Source organism: Pseudomonas sp. Au-Pse12 (genome assembly GCF_021341665.1).
In the GTDB taxonomy this organism is placed as follows: Bacteria; Pseudomonadota; Gammaproteobacteria; order Pseudomonadales; family Pseudomonadaceae; genus Aquipseudomonas.
This window is the reverse complement of sequence record NZ_JAJTTH010000004.1, coordinates 278,523-293,888: the sequence shown is the minus strand read 5'-3', so window position 1 is coordinate 293,888 and position 15,366 is coordinate 278,523. Positions and strand designations below refer to the sequence as shown.

General features: G+C 64.0%; 16 protein-coding genes. 12 read left to right on the top strand and 4 right to left on the bottom strand.

Going from position 1 to position 15,366, the window contains the following annotated elements:
• Positions 1 to 10 precede the first annotated feature (10 nt).
• Positions 11 to 928 (bottom strand): LysR substrate-binding domain-containing protein, encoded by a 918-nt coding sequence (locus LXM55_RS13125; RefSeq protein ID WP_233320764.1) that lies wholly within the window; start codon positions 926 to 928, stop codon positions 11 to 13.
• 181 nt (positions 929 to 1,109) lie between these two features.
• On the opposite strand from LXM55_RS13125, the gene aspA reads away from it, so the two are divergent.
• Entirely contained in the window at positions 1,110 to 2,534 is a 1,425-nt protein-coding gene (aspA, locus tag LXM55_RS13120; RefSeq protein ID WP_233320763.1) for an aspartate ammonia-lyase, read from the top strand.
• A 481-nt stretch (positions 2,535 to 3,015) separates the two neighbouring features.
• Positions 3,016 to 3,369, top strand: a complete 354-nt coding sequence (locus tag LXM55_RS13115; protein WP_233320762.1) for a DUF6124 family protein — start codon at positions 3,016 to 3,018, stop codon at positions 3,367 to 3,369.
• A 304-nt stretch (positions 3,370 to 3,673) separates the two neighbouring features.
• On the opposite strand, the gene LXM55_RS13110 is transcribed toward LXM55_RS13115, so the two are convergent.
• From LXM55_RS13110 to LXM55_RS13100, 3 genes are read right to left on the bottom strand one after another with little or no spacing between them, the layout of a single operon-like run.
• Entirely contained in the window at positions 3,674 to 3,979 is a 306-nt protein-coding gene (locus LXM55_RS13110) for a hypothetical protein (protein WP_233320761.1), read from the bottom strand.
• Positions 3,976 to 4,671: a DUF4225 domain-containing protein gene (locus tag LXM55_RS13105; RefSeq protein WP_233320760.1), complete on the bottom strand. Its 696-nt coding sequence runs from the start codon at positions 4,669 to 4,671 to the stop codon at positions 3,976 to 3,978. The genes LXM55_RS13110 and LXM55_RS13105 overlap by 4 nt, the downstream gene beginning before the upstream one ends.
• Positions 4,659 to 5,153 (bottom strand): Hcp family type VI secretion system effector, encoded by a 495-nt coding sequence (locus tag LXM55_RS13100; RefSeq protein ID WP_233320759.1) that lies wholly within the window; start codon positions 5,151 to 5,153, stop codon positions 4,659 to 4,661. The genes LXM55_RS13105 and LXM55_RS13100 overlap by 13 nt, the downstream gene beginning before the upstream one ends.
• Before the next feature lie 553 nt (positions 5,154 to 5,706).
• Between LXM55_RS13100 and LXM55_RS13095 the strand changes: the two genes are divergently transcribed.
• From LXM55_RS13095 to LXM55_RS13050, 10 genes are all read left to right on the top strand, one after another.
• Positions 5,707 to 6,060, top strand: coding sequence for a DUF6124 family protein (locus LXM55_RS13095; RefSeq protein WP_233320758.1), 354 nt, complete (start codon positions 5,707 to 5,709; stop codon positions 6,058 to 6,060).
• 186 nt (positions 6,061 to 6,246) lie between these two features.
• The gene (locus LXM55_RS13090) at positions 6,247 to 6,972 is read left to right on the top strand and encodes a hypothetical protein (RefSeq protein ID WP_233320757.1); all 726 of its coding nucleotides are present in this window, start codon (positions 6,247 to 6,249) and stop codon (positions 6,970 to 6,972) included.
• Between the two features lie 91 nt (positions 6,973 to 7,063).
• Positions 7,064 to 7,708 carry a hypothetical protein gene (locus LXM55_RS13085; protein ID WP_233320756.1) on the top strand — a complete coding sequence of 215 codons (645 nt, stop codon included), beginning with the start codon at positions 7,064 to 7,066 and terminating at the stop codon, positions 7,706 to 7,708.
• 36 nt (positions 7,709 to 7,744) lie between these two features.
• Complete coding sequence (locus tag LXM55_RS13080) at positions 7,745 to 8,764, top strand: beta-ketoacyl-ACP synthase 3 (protein WP_233320755.1); 1,020 nt, start codon at positions 7,745 to 7,747, stop codon at positions 8,762 to 8,764.
• On the top strand, positions 8,764 to 9,771 hold the full coding sequence (locus LXM55_RS13075) for an NAD-dependent epimerase/dehydratase family protein (protein WP_233320754.1): 1,008 nt from the start codon (positions 8,764 to 8,766) through the stop codon (positions 9,769 to 9,771). Before LXM55_RS13080 ends, LXM55_RS13075 begins: the two co-directional genes overlap by 1 nt.
• Complete coding sequence (locus LXM55_RS13070; protein ID WP_233320753.1) at positions 9,768 to 10,622, top strand: MBL fold metallo-hydrolase; 855 nt, start codon at positions 9,768 to 9,770, stop codon at positions 10,620 to 10,622. The genes LXM55_RS13075 and LXM55_RS13070 overlap by 4 nt, the downstream gene beginning before the upstream one ends.
• Entirely contained in the window at positions 10,612 to 11,970 is a 1,359-nt protein-coding gene (locus tag LXM55_RS13065) for a F390 synthetase-related protein (protein WP_233320752.1), read from the top strand. The genes LXM55_RS13070 and LXM55_RS13065 overlap by 11 nt, the downstream gene beginning before the upstream one ends.
• Positions 11,958 to 13,112, top strand: a complete 1,155-nt coding sequence (locus tag LXM55_RS13060) for an ATP-grasp domain-containing protein (RefSeq protein WP_233320751.1) — start codon at positions 11,958 to 11,960, stop codon at positions 13,110 to 13,112. The genes LXM55_RS13065 and LXM55_RS13060 overlap by 13 nt, the downstream gene beginning before the upstream one ends.
• Complete coding sequence (locus tag LXM55_RS13055; RefSeq protein ID WP_233320750.1) at positions 13,109 to 14,248, top strand: hypothetical protein; 1,140 nt, start codon at positions 13,109 to 13,111, stop codon at positions 14,246 to 14,248. The genes LXM55_RS13060 and LXM55_RS13055 overlap by 4 nt, the downstream gene beginning before the upstream one ends.
• Entirely contained in the window at positions 14,245 to 15,261 is a 1,017-nt protein-coding gene (locus LXM55_RS13050; protein WP_233320749.1) for a Rieske 2Fe-2S domain-containing protein, read from the top strand. Before LXM55_RS13055 ends, LXM55_RS13050 begins: the two co-directional genes overlap by 4 nt.
• Positions 15,262 to 15,366 lie beyond the last annotated feature (105 nt).

The window sequence follows — 15,366 nt, the reverse complement described above, 5'->3', positions numbered from 1 at the left end:
CGTTCGCAAGTCATGTGCTGCTAGTGGCTTGCGCAGCCGCGCCTTCCAGCTTGCGCCAGAGCAAGCGCACGTTGGCCTTGCGCACCAAGGCGCAGCGGTACAGGCGGATCTCCAGCGGCACATGCCATTGCGCGCCGCCGCACACCACCAACTCGCCCCGGGCCAGTTCGGCGCGCACGCTCAACTGCGGCACCCAGGCAATGCCCAGCCCTTCCAGGGCCATGCTCTTGAGGCTGTCGGCCATGGCGGTTTCATAAACCGTGGTGAAACGCAGGTTGCGTTGGCGCAGCAGCAGGTTCACCGAACGCCCGAGAAAGGCCCCGGCGCTGTAGGCCAGCAGCGGCACGCTGGATTCCCCTTCCAGGTCGAACAGCGGCTTGCCCTGGGCATCGGCGGCGCACACCGGCAGCATTTCGGTGTGCCCCAGGTGCAGCGAGGGGAAGATTTCCGAATCCATCTGCAGGGCGGCATCCGGATCATAGAAGGCCAGCATCAGGTCGCAGCCGCCTTCGCGCAGGGCGTGCACCGCGTCGCCGACGTTGGTGGCCACCAGCCGCGTGGCAATGTTCAGCCCTTCATTGCGCAGTTGCGCGATCCAGCGTGGGAAGAACCCCAGCGCCAGGGAGTGGGCCGCCGCTACTTGCATCACCTCGCCCTGCCCGCCTTCCAGGTGGTGCAGGTGGCGCACCACTTCACCCAGTTGCTCAACCACGGTGCGCGCGGTGACCAGGAACAACTGCCCCGCTGCCGTCAGTTCCACCGGCGTGCGCGAGCGATTGACCAGGGTCAGGCCCAGCGCCGCTTCGAGGCTGCGGATGCGCCGGCTGAAGGCCGGCTGGGTCACGAAACGTCGCTCGGCAGCCTGGGAAAAGCTGCGGGTGGCGGCCAGGGCACTGAAGTCCTCGAGCCATTTGCTTTCCAGATTCATCACGTCCTCCCGGACACGCACCATTTTAGGTCACACGCTCGCCGGCAACCCGGCGTCACACCGGCATTATGCCGAATATGCATAGCCCAGTGTTTAACAGCATTGGCCCAAAAATTCCCTTCGGCCTAGGATTCGCAGCGTTCCCGGCACAGACCGGGTCCCTATCGAGATGATCTCCGTCATGTCCTCCGCTGCATCATTCCGCACAGAAAAAGACCTGCTTGGCGTACTCGAAGTACCGGCTCAAGCGTATTACGGCATCCAGACCCTGCGAGCGGTGAACAACTTCCGCCTCTCCGGTGTTCCGATTTCGCATTACCCGAAATTGGTGGTCGGTCTGGCAATGGTCAAGCAGGCAGCTGCTGACGCCAACCGCGAGCTGGGTCAGCTCAGCGAAGCCAAGCACGCTGCCATCAGCGAAGCCTGTGCCCGTCTGATCCGCGGTGATTTCCACGAAGAGTTCGTGGTGGACATGATTCAAGGCGGCGCTGGCACTTCAACCAACATGAATGCCAACGAAGTCATCGCCAACATCGCGCTGGAGGCCATGGGCCACAGCAAGGGCGAATACCAGTACCTGCACCCGAACAACGACGTGAACATGGCGCAGTCCACCAACGACGCCTACCCGACCGCGATCCGCCTGGGTCTGCTGCTGGGTCACGACGCCCTGCTGGCCAGCCTCGACAGCCTGATCCAGTCGTTCGCCGCCAAGGGTGAAGAATTCAGCCACGTCCTGAAAATGGGCCGTACCCAGCTGCAAGACGCCGTGCCGATGACCCTCGGCCAGGAATTCCGCGCCTTCGCCACCACTCTGGGTGAAGACCTGGCGCGCCTGAAGACCCTGGCCCCCGAGCTGCTGACCGAAGTCAACCTGGGCGGCACCGCCATCGGCACCGGCATCAACGCCGACCCGCGCTACCAGGCCCTGGCCGTACAACGCCTGGCCGTCATCAGCGGCCAGCCGGTTGTTCCAGCTGCCGACCTGATCGAAGCCACTTCCGACATGGGCGCCTTCGTGCTGTTCTCCGGCATGCTCAAGCGTACCGCCGTGAAGCTGTCGAAGATCTGCAACGACCTGCGCCTGCTGTCCAGCGGCCCACGCACCGGCATCAACGAGATCAACCTGCCAGCGCGTCAGCCAGGCAGCTCGATCATGCCCGGCAAGGTCAACCCGGTGATCCCGGAAGCCGTGAACCAGGTAGCGTTCCAAGTTATCGGCAACGACCTGGCCCTGACCATGGCGGCCGAAGGCGGCCAGCTGCAACTGAACGTGATGGAGCCGTTGATCGCCTTCAAGATCTTCGACTCGATCCGCCTGCTGCAACGCGCCATGGACATGCTGCGCGAGCACTGCATCACCGGCATCACCGCCAACGAAACCCGTTGCCGCGAACTGGTGGAGCACTCCATCGGCCTGGTCACCGCGCTGAACCCGTACATCGGCTATGAAAACGCCACCCGTATCGCCCGTATCGCCCTGGAAAGTGGCCGTGGCGTACTGGAACTGGTGCGCGAAGAAGGCCTGCTGGACGACGCCATGCTCGACGACATCCTGCGTCCGGAAAACATGATTGCCCCGCGCCTGGTTCCGCTGAAAGCCTAACCACCGCGACCCCGAAACATGCAACACCGCTCACCAGGTTGAGGGACTAGACACCTCTCACCTTTTGAGGGCTTGGAGATACGTCTCCAGGCCCTTTTTTTTGCCTGGAGAAAAGCCGCGATTTGTAAGGGGACGCCGCCCAGCATCGAAGCGGATTCGCTTTGTTTTGTAGGGCAAATCCGAGAGAATCCCCAACGCCTTTGAGCGCCTTGTACCCCTTCGAACGATCAGGCAGTCTCCCTGAGCCGCTGCAAAATCAGCGGCCCGGATGTGGAAGTCTGGGATAAAGGACGTGCAGTCGTCTCATTCGAACACCCTTGCCGATGCGGCTTGGGTGAACTCGATCTATGGCGGCTGTGCGTAGGGCACCCTCGGGTGCGCCGGTTCCTTTAGCCCGGTCTTCCACACCTGCGCACGGCTGCCACCCTCTCATGTGGAAGTGAGATCCGGCGGTTTCTTAAACGCTAAAGGAACCAGTCTCATGAAAAAGCTCGTCCCCGATCCACCTTTACCCACCGATCATCCGCGCCGCGACCCGGAGCTGGACCGCGCCAACGCCAACCTGCTGGCCGCCTTGCACGGCACCCGCCATCGCCCCTTCGGCCTGCGCGACGCCCAGGGCCATTCGTTGTTCGCCGTGCAACCCCAGGTGAATGCCGAAGACGCCCTGATGCACGTCTCGCTGCTGCTCAAATGCGCCGAAGAGGTATCCGATGAAATCACCGAACGGGCCAGCGGCATCGAACGCGGGCTGATCTGGTCCATGGTGCATTCGGTGGAAATGGCCCGCGCCGTGGTGGACGCCCTGCTCGACGGCGCCCGCCCCGGCCCCTGACGCAACCTGTAGCCGCTGCCAGGAGCACTTCAACCAGCAGCGGCCGCAGTTGGACGAGCATCTACTCCAATGGGTGGAACAACATCTGGAGCAGTTTCAAGCCTGAGTCGCCGCTCGTCTTTGGCGTACACGCCACTGCTCCTCCCAGAAGCCGGTAGACTTCCGCCCTCACCGAACAGGGGCCTCGGATTACCCTCTCCATGGAATTGCACTACCGCACCACCCCTGCCCACGCCGAAATCCGGCTTGCCGAAAAATCACAGCAAGAAATGCTCAAACAATAGAGCATTAGCTTGCCGTTAATTTATTTTCTCGAAAACCACCATCTAACTTTTCGTTTAACAGGGAGCGCAAACAAATGAATAAATATACAAAAAAAAGCAATCCACCCAATAAACTCATGCTCTAAGAGCAACTCTGGTCGACGCCCCAAAAACAAGAAATTTTGATTTTGAAGAATATCGATATAGGGCACGACAAAAAAACCATTAAACACTAAACAAGCGTAAAGTTTAGTGTAATTTAAATCACTACCCGACAGTCGCACTTTCAGGAAATAGGCAACACCAATCCCACAGGCGGCCACAACAGGAAAGAGCCACAAAATCATTGCCCAGTCTCTTGGTATACCTGCTTCCCTGTTTGGAGATCGGTATATATCTCAAAACCCATGGCGCTAGCCCCCATACTTTTATAAGATCGCACATAGTCTGATCTGACATATCTAAACAAGCGCCAGGCATCCGGCTTTAATACATACCGACTAAGAGCATATGCAGAAAGCCCTATATCAGTTGCTCCATAGGCCATATTTCCTTCGCGCTCTCCGTAACCGACTGCTTTGGCAACTGCTTGATATCCCTGCCTGACCGGCCCCTCTGTATCAGTACGATCTTCTAAAAGGTTGCGCCCATTTTCATAAACGTTATTTGCTCCATGGGCCATCATCGGTACACCAGCCACAAGACACAGGGTACCGGCCGAGCCGTAGCATACTCCCGCACCGGTTATGATCTGCATTGCTCCGGCGATGGTGCCTGCACCTTTTTTGGCGATTTCCCATGACTGGCTTAGTAAGCTGCTCTGTTCATTTTTTATGTCCATCAAACCCTGTTCAGGGCTTTTTTTACCCAACGCAACCTCATTGACAATGCTTCTTGCGTAATAAGAAACCTCACGATTAAATTGCAAACGCAACGTGCCATCCTTGATATGTCGCGCCCCTAAAGTACAGGCTTGATTCGTCAAATTTCCAGCGGCCTTACTGACTAACCAATAGTCGTTGTTTTTTAGCTGCCCCACTCATCAACCCCCCATGAGGTGTGCCCACTCGTTCCTGCCAAGTGATGCACCCAAGTAATTTCACGATAGCGAATCGCAAGATGCTCTTGAGGCTCTACATCATTTTGAAAAACAACATGGGGCATTTCTACGGTCAGATCGGCAATAACTCCGCCATGAATTTCTACAGTGTAAAATTTTTCTTGCAGCCCGTACGAAGAAATTCGATAGAAACTAATTGAACAACTGAGCTCCTCTCTACTTGCAAGTGCTTGAGCAAGTAAAGGGGACGATTTATCAATATTTTTGGTGATTGTAAGCGGCCGATGCGTTGCTTTATTGATATTCCCAATATTGGCCATGTTGTGGCTGTAAGATAAAACCATTATTTCGTCGGTATGCGCCGACTGGCATTTATTACCGATTGATTCCTGAGTTGAACAACCCGCCGAAATCAATCCTTGAGCCTTGCCGGTAATGGTCATGTAGCCATGACTCGCCATAGGTACCACTCCTTTAATATTCAGCCAAACAGCCTATTACAAGGATTTCAGGCATGGCGCAGGGAGTTTCCGAAAAAATATATGAAATTTCTCGTAGGCAAGTCCGGCCCCGCAGGGGCAGCAAACCTGTCTGCACACTCGATCTGCCTTTCCCGTTCGCAACCTCAAACGAGCCTTTAGCCCCCTGATCACAACAGGTTTTGTAAGGCGATGCCGCCCAGCATCGAAGCGGATTCGCTTTGTTTTGTAGGGCAAATCCGAGAGAATCCCCCACGCCTTTGAGCGCCTTGTACCCCTTCGAACGATCAGGCAGTCTCCCTGAGCCGCTGCAAAATCAGCGGCCCGGATGTGGAAGTTCGGACCTGAGTAAGCATGAGCGCTCATGAGCATCGCTCGACGTATTGTCGTCGGCATCGCTTTATGGCGGTTGTGCGCGGGACACCTTCGGGTGTGCTGGGTTACTCAGTCCCGGTCTTCCACACCCTCGCACAACTGCCACCCCTCATGTGGAAGTGAGCTCGGCAGTCCGTTAACTACTGAGTGAGTGACCGTCATGAAAAAGCTCGTCCCCGATCCGCCTTTGCCCACCGATCATCCACGCCGCGACCCGGAGCTGGACCGCGCTAACGCCAACCTGCTGGCCGCCTTGCACGGCACCCGCCATCGCCCCTTCGGCCTGCGCGACGCCCAGGGCCATTCGTTGTTCGCCGTACAACCCCGGGTGAATGCCGAAGACGCCCTGATGCACGTTTCCCTGCTGCTCAAATGCGCCGAAGAGGTGTCCGATGAAATCACCGAACGGGCCAGCGGCATCGAACGCGGGCTGATCTGGTCCATGGTGCATTCGGTTGAAATGGCCCGCGCCGTGGTGGACGCCCTGCTCGACGGCGCCCGCCCCGGCCCCTGACGCAACCTGTAGCCGCTGCCGAGCCCGCGAGGCTGCGACAAGGTCCGCAGGACCTTCAGCGACCCTGAGAACCCCGCGTCCCTTCGGGACGTTCGCAGCCTGCGGCAGCGGCTACAGGTTTTGCCCGGCGCAGTAGATAATCAGCCTCCCGCCGCAGCCGGCAATGACTACCAAGGCACCCTGTCGATGGACCCGACGCACACCCAGGCCCTGCAACAGCTACGCACCCTGATCCCCATCGGCCTGCGCCACGCCCAGGCCCTGCTCGAACGTTGCGCCGACAATCCGCAACAGGCCGCCGAGCTCTACAAATCCGAGCTGCTGCAAGTGCTGGTAGAAAAGTCCGGCTTGCCCCAAGAGCAAGCCCGGGAACAGCTGCACGCCGCCGCTTACGACCTGAACCGCGCCCTGCACGCTATAGAAGAAGCACGCTTCAGCCTGACCCAACGCATTCTGCGCAAGCACCACCGGGACCCGGGCCAGGCCCTGGACCTCATCGCCCAGGCCATCGAAACCGCCGAGCAGCTGCCCCGCCAGTACTGGCTGGATTTCGCGCGACTGGAGCAACTGGCCCCAGCACCGCGCTGCTTCATGATCCTGCACGAGTGGCTGGCCTTCGAGGGTTGGGAAGGTTTCGACAGCGCCCTGCACTTTCATCTGCCCCAGGCCATCGCCCAACTCCGGCACCTACAGCAGGATGACCTGGCAAACACCCTGGAACAGGCCGACCAGCGCCAACAGCAACTACGGGCCACCCAGGCCAAGGAAGAAAGCCCTGTGGAGCTGAGCATGCGGATCAATCAGGACCCGCTGTTCAACCGCTGCGAGGACAGTTTCAACCAGCAGCGGCCACAGCTGGATGCACACCTGTATCAATGGGTGGAGCGATATGTAGAGCAGTTCCCAACCTGAGCGGCGAATGGCTGCGTGTGCACCAGCCGCTGCTCCCCAGAAGTCGGTAAACTGCCGCCCTCACCGAACACGGACCTCGGATTCAGCCGCCATGGAATTGCAGTACCGCCTCACCCCGGCCCACACCGAAGCCCGGCTTGCCGAAAAATTGCCCCAGGCGCTGCTGGAGCATGACCAGTTGCAGACGCGGATCTCGGGCACTACCGCCCGCTGGCAGGGACGCCTGCTCGGCCCGCTGATCCTGTTGCTGTGCCTGATCGCTGCGCCCCTGGCGGTGTATTTTCCCGAGCGGCGCTTTACCCCGGAAAAGATCATCGCCCTGGTGCTTTGCGCGCTGATCTTCATCCCGCTCTGGTGGCGCTTTTCCGGGCGCCTGATCCAGCGCCTACAGGCCCGCACCCGGCACCGGACACCGCTGCGCGGCCTGAACCACCGCCTGATCGAGGCCCGCCTGCGGGCGCCCCTGAAGGCTACCGAAGGCACTTACACCCTGACCTTCGACGACCTGGGTTTCACCCTGAGCAAAGCTCCCAGAGCTAGGAGCAGCATGACCTGGGAGCAGGTCGTAAACCTGCGTGAAGCGGCCAACTTCTATGACGTGGCCAGCGCCGAAATGCATCGCAAAGGCCAGGCCTTCCGCATCGCCAAGCACAGCGAACTCATGGACGCCGAGGAATACCAGCAAGGGCTGCAAGCCTTTCTGAGCCAATGCCCGGTCCCGCCGTCCGCCACCTGATCAAGCCTCCCCCGACGCCCCACAAACGGAATTTGCATGCACACATCAGCGTCCTCCCCCCGCCCGGCCCGCGCCCTGGCCATCCTCGGCACCGGCCACGCCTTGCCGCAGCGGGTGGTCAACAGTGCCGAGCTGGACCGCCAGCTCGGCCTGGAAGCCGGCAGCGTGGCGCGCATCAGCGGTGTGCAGCAGCGCCATGTCGCCGATCCTGCGGACACCGCCGCCAGCCTCGGCGCCAGTGCTGCGCGCCAGGCCCTGCACGCGGCCGGCCTGACGCTTGAACAGCTGGACCTGATCGTCTGCGCCAGTGGCACCCAGGACCAGGGCATGCCCTGCAACGCCGCGCTGCTGCAGCGGGAGCTGGGCCTGGGGCAGTCGGGCATACCGGCCATGGACATCAACGCCAGTTGCCTGGGCTTTATCGCCGCTCTGGACACCCTGTCCTGGCCGATCCAGGCCGGGCATTACCGCCGTGTGCTGCTGGTGTGCGCCGATATCGCCTCCTGCGGCCTGGACTGGCAGCAGGTGGAAGTCTGCGGCATCTTCGGCGACGGCGCGGCGGCGGCGGTGCTGGGGGCCGGCGACGGCGAGCAGAAGATCCTCGCCTCACGCCTCAAGACCTACGCCGAAGGCGCGGCGCTGTGCCAGATCCCCGCTGGCGGTTCGCGCTTTCATCCGCGGCGCATCGAGGTGCCCTTCGAGCCGCTGACCAGCTTCGCCATGCAGGGCAAGGGCGTGTTCCGCCTCGCCGCCAAGCACCTGCCCGAGCTGATGGACGACCTGCTCCAGCAAGCTGCATTGCCCCTGGAGCAGATCGACTGGGTGATCCCCCATCAAGCCAGCCAGCAGGCCATGCAGCATGCGGCCAGGCGCCTGAGCCTGGGGCCGGAAAAGGTCATCGATATCTTTGCCCGGCACGGCAACCAGGTGGCGGCTTCCCTGCCCACCGCCCTGGACATCGCGGTGCGCGACGGGCGCATTCAACGCGGGCAAACCCTGATGCTGATCGGCACTGGCGCGGGCCTGTCCCTCGGCGGCCTGATCCTGGAGTTCTGATGAAAATCCTGGTCACCGGCGGCAGCGGTTTTATCGGTCGGCATCTGGTCTGGAAGCTGGCCGCCGAAGGCTGTGAGGTGCAGTTCAGCGGGCGCAACCCCGAGGCAGCGGCCGAGGTGATTGCCCACAGCCCGGCGCCAGTGCGCTGGCTGCCTGTGGAGCACGGCAGCCGCCAGGCCAAACGCCTGCTGGCCGACGCCAGCCGTCAGCACGACGCCATAGTCCATTGCGCCGCCTTGTCTTCACCCTGGGGTTCGCCCCAGGCGTTTGCCCGGGCCAACCTCGACTCCACCGCCGAGGTGATCCACGCCTGCCGGAACAACGCCATTGCGCGACTGGTGCATATCTCCACCCCGAGCCTGTACTTCGACTTCAGCGACCGCCTGGGCATCCGCGAAGACCAGCCGCTGCCCACGCCGGTGAACGACTACGCCCGCAGCAAGGCCCAGGCCGAAACCCTGCTGGGCCAAGCCGGCCTGCCCGAATGCGTGATCCTGCGGCCCCGGGCGGTATTCGGCCCCTGGGACGCGACCCTGATGCCGCGCCTGCTGCGAGTGATGCAACGCGGGGCGATCCCGCTGATGCGCGGCGGCCGAGCCCAGCTGGACCTGACCTGCGTCGACAATCTGGTGCACGCCGTATGGCTGGCCCTGACCCGGCCCCTGCCGCGCCCGCTGTGCGTCTACAACCTGAGCAACGGTACGCCGCTGGCCTTCAAGGACCTGCTGCAACAGATGGCCGAGCACTTCCAACTGCCACTGCGCACCCGCCGCCTGCCCTGGCCCCTGGTGCACGGCGTGGCGCACCTGCTGGAGCTCAAGGCGCGCCTGGGCAACGGCGCCGAACCCTTGATCACCCGCTACGGCGCCGGCGTCCTGGCCTTCAGCCAGACCCTGGACATCAGCGCCATCCAGCGCGAGCTGGGCTACCGTCCGGTGATCAGCCAGGAACAGGGCATCATCCAGCACGCCCAATGGTGGCGGGCCAAGCAGAGGCAACGACCATGAGCCGCAGCGTGCGCTTGAAAGTCCTGCGGGCCGGCTGGTGCCGGCACCTGGAATGCATGGCCGACCGTGGCGGGCGCCTGGCGCCGGTACAGTTTCCAGCCTTGTGCGGGCTGATCCAGCACCCGGAGCACGGCTGGATGCTCTACGACACCGGCTACGCCGAACACTTCTTCCAGGCCACCCGCGCCCTGCCCGAGCGCCTGTACCGCAGCGCGGTGCCGGTGCAGTTGCCAGTGGTCGAGCAGTTGGGCGCGCAGTTGCACGAGCTGGGCATAGGCCCGGGGGATATCCGCCATGTGATCATTTCCCACTTCCACGCCGACCATGTCGCCGGGCTGCGGGATTTTGCCAACGCGCGTTTCATCGCCCTGAAAGCCGATTACCAGCATATCGACAGCCTGCGCGGCCGGCGCTGGCGCGCCACCCTTGGCGGCCATCTGCCGGGCTTGCTGCCGGACGATTTCAGCGCCCGCCTGCGCCTGGCCGACACTAGCCCCAGCTGTGCGCTACCGGGCTGGATGGCGCCCTTCGAGCAGGGCCTGGACCTGTTCGGCGATGGCAGCCTGATCGGCGTGCCGCTGCCGGGGCACAGCGAAGGCCAGCTGGGCCTGTTCATCCCCGACGCCCAGGGCCGGCCGGTGTTCCTGGTGGCCGACACCTGCTGGTCGGTGCCGGCCTGCCGCGCCGAGCGCCTGCCCGCCGCCCCGGCGCTGTGGTTTGCCAGCGCCGACCGTCAGCAGTACCTGCGTACCTACAGCGGCCTGGGCCAGTTGATTCGCCGCGAACCGGCGGTGGCGGTGCTGCCGTCCCATTGCACCCAGGCCTGGGAGGCGTTCGCCAATGAACAGTGAACGCCTGCTGGGCACCCTGCGCAGCATCGGCGCCTTCGTGTTCAGCCGCTACGCCCTGCGCTTTCGTCGCCGCGAGCGGCTGGAAGCCTGGCAGGCAAGGCGCCTGCGGCACTTCATGGCCAAGGTCATGCCTGGCGGCGAGCGCTTCAGGGGGCTGGTCAACGGCGGCCTGCACAGCTTGCCGATCATGGACAAGGCCAGCCTGATGAGCGATTTCGCCGGCTTCAACACCCGCGCCCTGAGCCTGGAGCAGGTGCTGCCGGTGGCCTTGCAAGCCGAGCACTCCCGGGACTTCAGCCCGACCCTGGGCGACATCACCGTGGGCCTGTCCAGCGGCACTTCGGGGGCCCAGGGGGTGTTCCTGGTCAGCAGCGCGGAACGCCAGCGCTGGGCCGGTATCCTGCTGGCGCGGACCCTGCCCCGGGCCCTGCTGCCCAGGCTGCTGTGCCCCTGGCTGGCGCCGCTGCGCATCGCCTTTTTCCTGCGGGCCAACAGCCGCCTGTACACCACCCTGGCCAGCCGCCGCATCGACTTCGCCTTTCATGACCTGACCCTGGGCCTGAACGCCTCCCTGGAGCGCCTGAATCAGCACAACCCGGACGTGCTGGTGGCCCCGGCCACGGTGTTGCGCGGGCTGGCCCAGGCCGCCCTGGCCGGACAGCTGACGATCCGCCCACGGCACATTCTGTCGGTGGCCGAAGTGCTGGAAAGCACTGACGCCGAGGTGGTGCAGCAGGCCTTCGGGCTCAAGCCCCGGCAGATCTATCAGGCCAGCGAGGGCTTTCTTGGCTACACCTGCGAGGCCGGCACCCTGCACCTGAATGAAAGCCACCTGCATATCGAGCCGCAGTGGCTGGACCCGGAACGCACGCGCTTCCAGCCGATCATCACCGACTTTTCCCGGCGTACACAGCTGATCGTGCGTTATCGCCTCAACGACATCTTGCGGGTGGCCAGCGTGCCCTGCCCCTGCGGCCGCGCGGAGCGGGCGATTGCCGCCGTGGAGGGCCGCGCCGACGAGATCCTCTGGCTGCCAAGGCTCGACGGCCAGCAACTGGCACCGCTCTACCCCGACGTATTGCGCCGCGCCTTGCTGATGCTCGGGGCGACGCTTGAGGAATATGAAATCCACCAGCGTGGGCTGCTCTGGCAGGTCAATCTGCACACCAGCGGCGACTACCACGCCCTGTGCCAGCACCTGGGCGAGGCCCTCGCCGAGCTCTGCGCGCAACAGGGGCTAAAACCGCCCAGCCTGAGCTTCGGCCACTGGCAGGCGCCGCCGCCCCACAGCAAAAGACGCCGCCTGCTGATGCTGCAACTACCCGAGGGACTGCCATGCGTGTATTGATTCTCGGCGCCCGGGCCCCGGCCTGCCTGGAGTGGGCCCGGGCCTTCAGCCAAGCCGGCTGGACGGTGACCGTGGCCGATTCCTTGGCCCAGCCCCTGAGCCGCTTCAGCCGCGCCGCCGAGCACTTCGTGCGCCTGCCGGAACCGCGCCACGACCCCGAGGCCTGGATCGAGGCCCTGGCCGGAGTGATCCGCCAACAGGCCATCGACCTGCTGCTGCCCACCTGCGAAGAAGTGTTCTACCTGGCCCACGGCCTGGAGCGCCTGCGCCCGCTGTGCCGGGTGTTCACCAGCGATTTCGAGTTGCTGCACCGCCTGCACCACAAGGGCGATTTCGCCGCCCTGACCCAAGGTTGGGATGTGGCCGCACCGCCGACCCGGGTGCTGCATGACCCGGCCGCGTTGCAGGCCCTGGCCGCCGAGCGCGATGCCCTGGTGTTCAAGCCGGCCTATTCGCGCTTTGCCTCCCAGACCCTGATTCGCCCCAGCCCGGCGCAGCTGGCCAAGGTCCGGCCCAGCAGCGATGCGCCCTGGGTCGCCCAGCAGTTTGTCCCCGGCCAGGAATATTGCAGCTTCAGCCTGCTGGTGGACGGCCAGTTGCGTGCCCATAGCAGCTACCAGCCGCGCTACCGGGTCGGACGCGGCTCGGGGATCTACTTTCACAGCTGCGCCCCGGCGCCGATCCGCGCCTTCCTGGAGCAGTTCGGCCAGGCCACCGGCTACACCGGGCAAGTAGGCTTTGATTTCATCGAGGACCCGCACGGCCGCTTCCATGTCCTGGAGTGCAACCCCAGGGCCACCAGCGGCGTGCACCTGTTCGACGACCAGCGCGTGCAACTGGTGGCGGCGCTCGGCAGCGAGGCGAGCGAGGCGCTGCAGGCGACCCTGGAACCGCGGATGATCGCCCTGGCCATGCTGCTTCTGGCCGCGCCGCAACGGGCCTTGAGCCGCGCGTTCTGGCACGACTTCCGGCAGGCCCGGGACGTGATCGTGCAGGACGGCGATCGCGGCCCGCTGACCGCCCAGCTGCTGAGCCTGAGCGAGATCATCGGCCGCGCCCTGACCCGCCGCTGCGGGCTGCTGGCCGCCTCCACCGCCGATATCGAGTGGAACGGCCAGCCTCTGGGGGCGCCACGCCGATGAAGCTGTGGATGCCCGAGCAACTGGCCCTTGAGCCCCCGAGCGTCGGCGACAGCCACGCCCGGCAGTACGTGCGCACCTGCGCCGGTGGCGCGCTGATCGGCAACGTCAGCACCGCCCTGGCCCTGCTGGACACCGGCCACCAGCAGTTCCCGGTGAGCATCAACCATGGCCACGACCCTGTGGATAACTGCTACGTGGTCTCGCCGCAGACCGCCTACAGCGGCTATGCCCGGGAAGAGCTGCAACGCCTGAAGCGGCCCTGGCTGGCCTGGCCACTGAAGCTGCTGACCCAGGGCGTCGACCGGCTGCTGAGCGCGGCCAAGGTCGATCGCCTGGTGCAGGTCAACAACTGGCTGCTGTCCACCAACCTGTACCCGGCCGACTGGGATGGCGCGGATTTGCCGGCGATCACCGAGCTGCTGCGCCGGAAGTTTCCCGACCACGGCTTCGGCTTCCGCTCCCTCAACGATTTCAGCAACCTCGAACTGCGCAAGCGCCTGCAAGCCCTGGGCTACCTGGCCATTCCCAGTCGCCAGGTGTACCTGTTCGACGGTCGCGACGGCGAGGACTCGGCCTTCCTGCGCCATCACAACACCCGCCTGGACGCCACCCTGCTGCGCCGCAGCCCGTATACGGTGGTGCCCGGCAGCGAGCTGAACGAGGCCGACTTCCAGCGCATCGAGCAGCTGTACAACCTGCTGTACCTTGATAAATACAGCCGCCTCAACCCCCACTACAGCGCCCAATGGCTGCAACGCGGGCAGGCCGAAGGCTGGCTGCAAGTGCGCGCCCTGCGCAACGCCGAGGGGCGCATCGACGGCGCCCTGGGCTGGTTCGCCAACAGCGCGCTGATCAGCACCCCCATCGTCGGCTATGACACCGCCCTGCCCCAGCGCGCCGGGCTGTACCGGCAACTGACCCGGCTGTGCCTGCAAGAAGCGGTGAACCGCCGTCAGGTGCTCAACTTCAGCTCCGGCGCCGCCGCCTTCAAGCGCCTGCGCGGCGGCCAGCCCGAAATCGAATACAGCCTGGTCCACGTCGCCCACCTGCCCTGGTCGCGCAGGCTGGTGTGGCAACTGATGGGGTTGCTGCTGCAACGGATCGGCGTACCGCTGATGAGGAAGCTCAAACTGTGAACAGTCACTTGGGCTGGTGGCCCGTCGCCCTCAGCCGGCACCTGCACAAGCACCCGCTGGCCTGCACCCTGCACGGCGTGCCGCTGGTGCTGTTTCGCGACGCCGAGGGCGCCCCCGCCGTATTGCCGGACCGCTGCCCCCATCGCTTTGCGCCGCTGAGCGCCGGCCGGGTGCGCGACGGGCAGATCCAGTGCCCCTACCACGGCTGGCGCTTCGACCCCCAGGGCCGTTGCACTCAGCTGCCCGGCCAGGAGCAGCAGCGTTGCAGCCAGCCGCTGCTGCAACCCCTGCACAGCTGCGAAGCCCAGGGGCTGGTGTGGGCCAGCCTTGCCAGCCAGCGGCCGAATGCGCCGCCGGTGGCGGCCGCCGAACAGACCCAGGCCCTGGATGTGTTCTGGATCAGTGACCGGGTGCGCTGCAGCTTGCAGGACGCCGCGGAGAATTTCCTCGACGGTTTCCACACCCATTTCGTGCACGCCGGCTGGATTCGCCACGACCGCCAGCGCCAGCGCATTCGCGCCTGGGTGCATCAGCTCGAAGACGGGGTTGAAGCGCAGTACAGCGAAGAAGGCACCCAATCCGGGCTGATTTCGCGGCTGTTCGAAGGCGAACGCGGCCTGAGCATGGGCCGCTTCCGCCTGCCGGGGCTGGCGGAAATCGAATACCGCGACCGCCAGGGCCGGCTCAACCTGCTGGTCAGCGCCTGGCTGAGCCCGGCCGCCGAGGGCCAACTGCAGCTGTTCGCGCGCATCGCCACGGCCCGCGGCCGCACACCGGGCTGGCTCAAGCGCGGCGTGCTGCAGCCGCTGTTCAAGGTGATCCTCAAGCAGGATCGGCAGATCCTGGAAAACGTCAGCGCCAACCAGCAACGCTTCGCCCGGGTGCCGCTGCGCTGGCAGCGGCCCAGCCCCCTGGACAGCTCGCTGGATCTGCTCGGGCCGTGGATTCGCCAGTTGCTGGAACAGGGTGAAATGCACAACTTCCAGGAGCGGCATGAAACCTTCTGGCTGTAACCCGATACGTGTTGCAACCCGATACTTTCGGCGATAGGTCATTGCGGGGCGGCTGCTCTTATATGAGCAGCCGCCAACTGGCGCGCGCCATGTTTCATATATAAA